The organism is bacterium (genome assembly GCA_037147175.1).
GTDB lineage: Bacteria > Cyanobacteriota > Vampirovibrionia > Gastranaerophilales > UBA9971 > UBA9971.
Genome location: JBAWVS010000001.1, coordinates 138168 through 146626 on the forward strand (window position 1 = coordinate 138168; position 8459 = coordinate 146626).

Annotated in this window: 7 protein-coding genes; 5 read left to right on the forward strand and 2 right to left on the reverse strand. The window is 30.3% G+C overall.

Features of this window, described 5'->3' with window-relative positions:
• Positions 1-179 precede the first annotated feature (179 nt).
• The 4 genes from WCG23_00670 to WCG23_00685 all read left to right on the forward strand — a co-directional run bounded on the left by WCG23_00670 (position 180) and on the right by WCG23_00685 (position 4730).
• Positions 180-2759 (forward strand): hypothetical protein, encoded by a 2580-nt coding sequence (locus WCG23_00670; GenBank protein MEI8388373.1) that lies wholly within the window; start codon positions 180-182, stop codon positions 2757-2759.
• Positions 2760-2780: 21 nt separating this feature from the next.
• Positions 2781-3353 (forward strand): ECF-type sigma factor, encoded by a 573-nt coding sequence (locus tag WCG23_00675; protein ID MEI8388374.1) that lies wholly within the window; start codon positions 2781-2783, stop codon positions 3351-3353.
• Positions 3354-3465: 112 nt separating this feature from the next.
• A complete protein-coding gene (locus tag WCG23_00680; GenBank protein MEI8388375.1) occupies positions 3466-3924 on the forward strand; it encodes a hypothetical protein in 459 nt (152 codons plus the stop codon).
• On the forward strand, positions 3912-4730 hold the full coding sequence (locus tag WCG23_00685) for a radical SAM protein (protein ID MEI8388376.1): 819 nt from the start codon (positions 3912-3914) through the stop codon (positions 4728-4730). Before WCG23_00680 ends, WCG23_00685 begins: the two co-directional genes overlap by 13 nt.
• Before the next feature lie 9 nt (positions 4731-4739).
• Here the strand turns inward: WCG23_00685 and WCG23_00690 are convergent, their stop codons facing one another.
• Together WCG23_00690 and WCG23_00695 are read right to left on the reverse strand one after the other, a co-directional pair.
• Positions 4740-4946 carry a DUF1858 domain-containing protein gene (locus WCG23_00690; GenBank protein MEI8388377.1) on the reverse strand — a complete coding sequence of 69 codons (207 nt, stop codon included), beginning with the start codon at positions 4944-4946 and terminating at the stop codon, positions 4740-4742.
• Positions 4947-5177: 231 nt separating this feature from the next.
• On the reverse strand, positions 5178-7709 hold the full coding sequence (locus WCG23_00695; GenBank protein ID MEI8388378.1) for an HD domain-containing phosphohydrolase: 2532 nt from the start codon (positions 7707-7709) through the stop codon (positions 5178-5180).
• 273 nt (positions 7710-7982) lie between these two features.
• Here WCG23_00695 and WCG23_00700 point away from each other — a divergent pair, with 273 nt between their 5' ends.
• The gene (locus tag WCG23_00700) at positions 7983-8261 is read left to right on the forward strand and encodes an HU family DNA-binding protein (GenBank protein ID MEI8388379.1); all 279 of its coding nucleotides are present in this window, start codon (positions 7983-7985) and stop codon (positions 8259-8261) included.
• Positions 8262-8459: the final 198 nt, after the last annotated feature.

Below are 8459 nucleotides of genomic sequence, written 5' to 3' on the forward strand. Positions count from 1 at the left end.
TATCATGTCAATAAAAAGTTTAACACGCCCCGATAAATAAGTAAAAATCAAAAGAATTATTAACTTATAAAACTTAAGATTCATCTAAATTAATGATTTATTTATTAATAAAAATCATTACAATAGGAGGTGCCTGAAATTATGTTTATAATATTGCTGTACGAATAGGGACTTGGGATATGACAAAGGCTTTTGCCAAAAAAATTAAAAAACAAGCTAAAATGGAGATGAAAGCTGCTGTATCAAGCTTAAATAATTTAACTTTACAGAAAAAAGCTTACATTTCTTTGATTGCTTCAAATGCCTTATGTGAATACTTAAAAGAGCAAGAAATAACAATAATATCAAAAAATAACGACTTTTCGAGCTTATTTTTACTCAAAGACTTTGATATAGCCAATATAACAGTGGAAAATAATCTAAAAATAGCTGTAAGAGCTTTTGTGGGGAATGATTATCCTCAAATGTGCATCCCGAAAGACCATTTTTCAAATAATATTTTAGCGGATATTTATGTAGGCGTACGATTAGAGAGTTCTATTGACAAGGCAGAGTTTGTAGGATTTATAGGCGTTGACAAAATAAACAGGCAAAAAAGCAACGATAAATACGTATTTATTGAGGCTGATCAATTAAATCCCATAGATTCTTTAAAACAGGTAATTAATTCCTCAGGCCAGCACAAAAATTCACATACTGCTTTTGATCATAAAAAAGCAAGGGACTTATTTTATCATTATATAGACGGGAAAATTTCTTCTTTAGATAAGGAATTTTTTGCACGGCATATTTCCTCATGCATTGATTGCAATCAGGAATTTAGCCATGTTATAGAAATTGATAACATAATTAAAGCTACAGGACACAAATTCAACTTCGAAAAAAATACTGAAGATTATACTTTAAAATTATTTGCAGGTGATCCGATTCTGTTGGGAGAAAAAACAGAAATCAATATTGCAAAAGAAACTGATGAAAACACGGAAAAAAGCTCAAATCAAAAAAAATCAAAGCAGAAAAAGAAAAAACAGCTTCCTTCCAAAAAAATCGGAAAGACTATAAAAGCAGCCGGCAAATTAGCTTTATTAAGCGGCACAATTTTAGGAAGCGGTCATATTATTTCGGCATTGCAAGCAGCAAGCGTTTCCGGTTTAATTGCCGGTACAGCTATAGCAATGAGTGCCTCTTCTGCACAAGGAATCTCAAAAACGTTATCTTCCCTATCGGAACATTTCGATAATCAAACTTTATCCAATGGAAATGAACCTGTTGCTGATGAAATTCTTGATAGTTTCGATTTAAATGCAGATGAGACAAACTCTACTGATGAATTATTTAAAATTGACCGGAATGGACTTATAAATGAAGAAGCAAGTGAAAGTTTTCTTGAACCTCAGAGCAATTCTTCAGAATTAACACTTGCTTCTTCAGAAGAATTTTCAATCAAAAAGAATGACGAAGATGAAGTTGTTTCCCTTCACCAAAATACACCGGAAGTTCAAGCTGATTTTTCAGAAGTTCAGGATAAAGAAATTAGTGAAGAAATTTTATCTATAGACAAAGCCGCAGATTTAGATAATATATTTGATGATGTGACAATCGAATACAATATAGATGATATTCTTTCTTCTTTTGATAATGTTGAAGTTGTTGATTCTTCTGACTTTTTTGATTTTAAAGATATGGAGAATGAATCTCCTCCGGCACCTACAGAACTGAAGGTTATTGAACCCCCTGCTGAACCTGTTTTTGAAAATATTCTGCAAGAAGGTATACAGCAGGATAATGAACAAAAAGAAAATACTGTTACTGAAATATATGAAGATAATGAAAATATTTCGGAAGAATCTCAGGAAATAGAATTTAATTCTGATTCTGAAAATGAAGAATCTTCAGAAGAAACATCTTTAACTGAAGACAGTGAAATTTCTGAAATTGATGAAGACCAAGAAGATCAAGAAAATTTTGAAGATTTTGAAGAAGTTGATGAAAATCAAGAAGATCAGGAAGACTTTGAAGAATTTGATGAGGATCAATATGAAACTGCTCCACGAACTGGAATAATAGACCTGAAATTGGCGGCAGGCATAGCAGCAGCAGGGATTACTGTGGCTATTGCAGTTGCTTTGTGGATAAATCATAAATCATTAACAAATCAAAATTTACCTATTCTGGATCCTCGACCTATAAATCAAGTAAGTTCGTTACCAGATCCAACAAGCACCAATAACAAAAATTTAAATAATACAGTATTGCCGCCCGAGATTCCGACAGGGCAACAACAACAAAACACATTGCCAATAAAAGAGAAAGATCTTTTGCCTCTGTATCAGAAAAAAATTAAACCGGCTGCTCGGCCTGCGACTAATAAAGATTTAAGTTCCGTTCTTGCAGAAGCCTTTACAAGACAGAGCTATGATGTCGATATAAGAAATGTTTCCTGGGAAATCACTGCGGATATGGCAGAAAATTCGATATTTAAAAATTATATTATGGTTACAGGTCAAGCTTTAAAAAGTGCACTGGCAAGAGATTTGTCACTGGCTAAAGAAAGGGCTTTAAATACTCAAATGGAACTTAAAACTGTTATGGATTTAAACGGCAATATTTTAGAAGCGACCGTAATTCAAAGCAGTGGGTCTAAAGAAGTAGATAAGATTTGCTTGGAAACCTACAAAACAACTATTCAGTTTACTAAACTTCCAAAAATCAATATAAATAAGGATAAAATTAAAGCAAATCTTATAATCAGTTTTTAATAAAAAATTAGAGAAGAAAAAATGAATATTACACAAGAACAAAAAGAATTTATAGAAAATATTATTAAAGACGCTCATGGTTATGAGGGGAACGAATCTTTACTTGATGAGTTTTTTAATGAGGTTGTCAGGCGCTCATCTACTCTTATTTCTAGACAAAATGAACTTGATAATATTAAATTCTATATAAAAAGAATAGCAAATACTGTGATCTTTGAATTAATCAAAAGTTCAGCAAAGCCGAATATTATTAAAAAAACTGACAACAAGGCTTCTACGCAAGCGGATGTTTTAAATATCGGTTATGAATTTGACGAAAATGGTGATATTGCTTTAAATTATGATATTTCATTTGAAGAAGTATCAAGCAAAAAAACTTGCTTATCCAAAATTCAAATAAAAAAGATTGAAGAAATTGTTTATAATCTTGATGAAGAAAATAAATCTGATTTTTATGAAAATATATTCAAATTGAGATATATAAAAGGTCTTAATAATAGTGAAATTGCTGAAAGGCTCGAAATAAAAGAGTCTGAAGTTGATAAAAAGCTTTTGTTTATTATTAACAAAGTAAGAAAAGAAGTATTTGCATAACTGCCAATTCAAATTGGATGTACACATGAAGTTTTTTATTTCACTAATTTTTTTATTATTTTTTTCTTTCCCTGTCTTTGCGCAAGAAACTACGGATGATTGGGGAGATTTAATGAAAGATTATAGCAGCTCGGGCTTTGGAAAAATTATTTCGGCACCTGATTACAAAAAAGCTATAGAAACAAAAGAAAGTTTCATAAAAAAATCCAAGAAAAAAGATAAAAAATCAGGAAAAAGAACTGAAGTCCAGCCGGAAGAAAAAGCGATGTTTGAAGCTCCTGACTCACCGCTCCCGTTATTGATTTTACCTGTAGATATACTTTATGAAAATCAGGTGATAAAGCAGGGGTTTTATCTTGTTAATTTAAAATTTGATGCGGGAAAATATTTTCTCGAATTAAGACAGGAAAACAATACTCCTGTTTCACTTATTGAAGCAAAAGGGCATACGATTCCGGGCAGAATTATTTTAAAACCGCAAGTTTCTATTGAAAATGTTGATGATAAAATGATAAAAATTAATTACAGTGGAGATAACCTAATTTTAGAGTCGGTTTTGTGGAAGAATTAAATAAAAATCACCCGTGTTTCAGCGAAGAAAAAAGCAAAAAATATTCAAGAATCCATCTTCCGGTTGCTTATGATTGTAATATTCAATGTAATTATTGCAACAGAAAATATGATTGTGCAAATGAAAGCCGTCCCGGCGTTACAAGCAAAATTTTAACCCCAAAAGAAGCTTGCAAATTTTTTATTAAAACAAAAAAAACCATAGAAAATCTTTCTGTAGTTGGCTTTGCCGGACCAGGGGATTCCCTTGCCAATTTTGACAAAGTTAAAGAAACCATTAATTTAATCAAAAAAGAGACTTCTGATATTTTATTTTGTCTTTCCACAAACGGGCTTTTGCTTCCTGATTATGCAAATGAAATAATAGATATCGGGATAACACACTTGACTATTACAATTAATACTGTTGATGAAAGGTTAATTCCCCTTATATATGAAAAAATACATTACAGAGGCGAAAATATTTCTCTTAAAAAATCCGGCAGTATCTTAATACAAAACCAACTTTCAGGATTAAAAAAGATTTCTTCGGCAGGATTGACTTGCAAGGTTAATATTCTTTGCCTTGAAGGAATCAATGACAGCCATGTAGAAAAAGTCGTCAAAACTGTTAAAAGACATGGTGCCTTTATAACAAACATAACTAAGCTGATTCCTGCAAAAGATTCTAAATTTGAAAATACGGCTCCGATTAATGATAAAAAGCTTGTAGAAATCAGAAAAAAATGTTCTGTTTATCTAAAACAAATGTACCATTGCAAACAATGCAGAGCGGATTCTGTAGGGCTTTTAAACCAGGATCAATAAGATTCTTGTTTATGCTAAAACAGCATTAAGTTCTTCGACAAGTTTGTCAGGATCAAGACCATGAACTTTTGCGCCCGCTTCAAGGTTTTCAAATCTTGCTGCCGCACATCCGATACATCCAAGTCCGTTGCGAGCAAAAACTTCTATTGTTTCAGGATAATTTTGTACAATTTCTAATATGCTCATTTCTTTTGTAATTATTTTTTCTTCAGACATAGCTTTTCCTTTCTTCTTTACCACTGCCAAAAATTATATTATAAAAAAATGTTACAAATGTTACAAAAATGAAAGTTTTTATTAAAGTTTTTATTATAAAAGCCGATATAAAAATTAAGAGATATCCACTTAATGTGGGTAATCCCAAAAACCCTCCTCCCCATATCTAGTAGCCGCCCAAAAAAGCGGCCTTTTTTTTGCTTAAATTTATATTTTTAACAATATCAGCTATTAGATATAAACCCTTGTAAACAAATCAATAATTTGCTTTTCATCCGCTGTTAGCAATGGTTTATCCTTGTTCAAAATCAAATAAAAATCATTAAGATTAAATTTGCTAAAATCCGATAATTCACTAATTGTCAAAGGATTTTCGGATTTAAAGGTTAGTATTTTAACAATTTTTGCAAGGTTAATTTCAAAAAATTTATCAATAATTTTACTGTCAAAATGATTATCAGCATCATTTTTTAAAATATCTAATACCTGATTAAATGCCATTCTTTCTCTATAATGTCTTTGCGAGGTTATAGCATCAAACACATCTGCAATAGCTATTATTCTGCTTCCCAAAGGAATATCTGTTCCTGAAATACCTGTATAATACCCTTTGCCGTTAAATTTTTCATGGTGAAATGCAGCTATTTGGGGAACATTTTTTAATTTTTCTTCAAAATACATCTTACTGAGAATTTCATAAGTTATTTTTGCATGCCCCTGAACATGCTTATATTCCTCATCCGTTAATTTTCCTTTTTTACAAAGTACTTCATCTTTAATTCCCAGCTTGCCTATATCATGAAGAATTGCCGCATATTCGAATATTTCTTTTTCTTCTTCGGATAAGCCGAGCTGGTCCGCTGTAAGAAGCGTGTATGCCGTAACATTGGTAGAGTGATCTGCCGTAATTTTATCTCTTGCATCAATAGAAATTATCAGGGTGTTAATAAAACTTTTAAAAGATTTTTTTTGATCTTCATACATTAATAGTTGTTTTTTAAGCAGGGTTACATTTTCTAATGATCTTCCCACACTTGAACTTATCGACATAAGAATCTCTATATCATTATCTGTAAAGCTTTTATTATTTAATTTATTAATAACCTGAAAAACCCCGATAATTTCCTGATTGGAATTTCTCATAGGCATACATAAAACAGTACTGGTTTTATATCCTGTTTTTTCGTCAATTTCTTTATTAAACAACGGATCACTGTATGCATCATCAAGTTTAATAATTTCACCGGTTATAAATACATATCCCGCCAATCCTAAATTAACAGAAAATCTTATTTCTTTATTATCTATGCCTGAAGCTATTCTTGAATACAATTCATTAGTATTTTTATCATAAAGAAATACACTGCATCTATCTGCATTCATCGCATTTTGTGTTTCTTTAGCAACTATTTTAAGAAATTTATCAAGATTTGGTTCGTTGTATATTGCTTTCCCTATTTTTAACAACGCTATAAGCGGATCATTATTGTTTTCGCATGTTTCTATATTCCCGAATAGAGATATATTATTATATAAAGACAAATTTGTACTAAAAGCTGCTTCTGTTATCTCAGGCAAGCAGGTTCTTTCAGATAATTCCTGTTCTACCAATTCAGATAGCAAAGATTCTATTTTGCTTGCCAAAACTGGATAATTATTACTTTTAGCTATTTTCATTGCTTCTAAAGTATAAGTCAATGCTGATTGTATATCCTGTTTTTGTTTATAAACCCCTGCAAGGGAAAAGTATGACCTGGAAATTTCTTTATAAAGACCCTGTTTATTAAATATTTCAATAGCCTTATTAAGATTTTCAATTGATTTTTCCGAATTTCCTTTATTAAATTCAATAACACTAAGAGTTTGATTAATAAATGCTTGTCCCTTGTTTATATTTAATTCGGAAAATATTAATGAAGCTTTCTCAAGATTTTCTAATGCTTTATCGTTTAACTTATTAATTGCCAAAATATAAGAATATGTTGAAAGAGAAAATGCCAATTCTATGTTATTTTTTGTATCTTTAGCCTGTTGAATAGATTTCAGGCAAAGTTTTTCTGCGGTGCTAAAATCTTCAGTGTAAATATATATTTTGGCTAATTCATCTAAAATCCTTGCATTTAAAGATCCAAAGCCTATTTCTTCATTTAAACTCAAGGCCGTATCCAGATGTATACTTGCTTCTTCATAATTTTCAATACTTAATAAATATCTACCGATCAAAAGTTCTGTGTACACGAGTTCGGCTTTATTATTTATTTTTTTCTTTATATTTAATGATCTATCCAGATTTTTCAAAACAAGTTGGTGATTGTTTAGCCGTAAAAAAAATATTGCCAGGCTATCAAGAATTTTTGCATGCTCTAAACTGCTCTCATCAGTTTGTTTCAAAGTATTGGTATATAATATTAACGCTTCGGCAAAACGCTTTTCATAATAATTTAATTTACCGTAATAATGAGTGATTTTTGCTTTAATTTCTGGAGGATGAGTAATTCCTTCAATCATTTTTGCCGCTTTTTTTAATAATAAATACGAATTAGCCAAATTCAAATCTGATATTTCATACTGAACTAATGCAAGTTCAGCATTACAGACTGCTGCATTAATCGGATCATTAATATTAATAAAAATTCGATTTGCTTCTTCAATAAAATTAGCTGCAGAAACAAAATCTTTTTTAAAATATTCATTAATACCCGAATTTAATAAATTTAAAGCTTTTTTTTGTAAATTATTATTTTTTTGAATATTATCTGTCATTGATATAGACTTTCTTTTCAAGAAAAACAGCAATAAAAAATTTTGATTCTTTTACTGGCTTATTATACTAAGTTTTTTAAATTTAAGAAAGTACTGCTCTTATTTATCAAGGTTTTTAATCTCTCTTCTCGTGGACTACTTTAATTTCAACAATTCAAATCTCTAAAGTTGAAAACATAATTACATATTTTTTGTTATAATTCTTCAAATATTATTGTAATTAAAAGCACTAACATGTAATATAGCAAGGTTATCTAAAAAAGGGAGGTTCTTATGAACAAAGAAGATTTAGTAAAAGAAGTAGCTAAAAAAACAAAATTATCACAAAAAGACGTAGCTGAAGTTCTTAACGCTACTATCGAAGCTATAACTAAAACAGTTTCAAAAGGTAAGAAAGTTACTTTAGTTGGATTTGGTTCATTTGAAAGCAGAAAAAGAGCAGCTAGATTGGGAAGAAACCCACAAACAGGCAAAGAGCTTAAAATTCCTGCTAAAACAGTTCCTGCTTTTACAGCCGGTAAGAAATTTAAAGAATTAGTCGCTTCAAAATAATTTTTTAATTAAATTTTTAAACAGTAATATCCGGATATTAACTATCCGGATATTTTATTTATTGGAGAACCTCATTATTTAACTCGAATTGCAAAATCGCCAAAATCATCATTGTGAACATAGCGAAGAGCAATTTATAAAACAAGACCAATGCACAAGCAGCTAATTTTTAAGAATTTGGAGTAATTTGCAATAATT

Bases quoted from the DNA above. Each gene is read 5' to 3' on its own strand.
- WCG23_00670 (MEI8388373.1), top strand. From the start codon at position 180: ATGACAAAGGCTTTTGCCAAAAAAATTAAAAAACAAGCTAAAATGGAG.
- WCG23_00675 (MEI8388374.1), top strand. From the start codon at position 2,781: ATGAATATTACACAAGAACAAAAAGAATTTATAGAAAATATTATTAAA.
- WCG23_00680 (MEI8388375.1), top strand. From the start codon at position 3,466: ATGAAAGATTATAGCAGCTCGGGCTTTGGAAAAATTATTTCGGCACCT.
- WCG23_00690 (MEI8388377.1), bottom strand. From the start codon at position 4,946: ATGTCTGAAGAAAAAATAATTACAAAAGAAATGAGCATATTAGAAATT.
- WCG23_00695 (MEI8388378.1), bottom strand. From the start codon at position 7,709: ATGACAGATAATATTCAAAAAAATAATAATTTACAAAAAAAAGCTTTA.
- WCG23_00700 (MEI8388379.1), top strand. From the start codon at position 7,983: ATGAACAAAGAAGATTTAGTAAAAGAAGTAGCTAAAAAAACAAAATTA.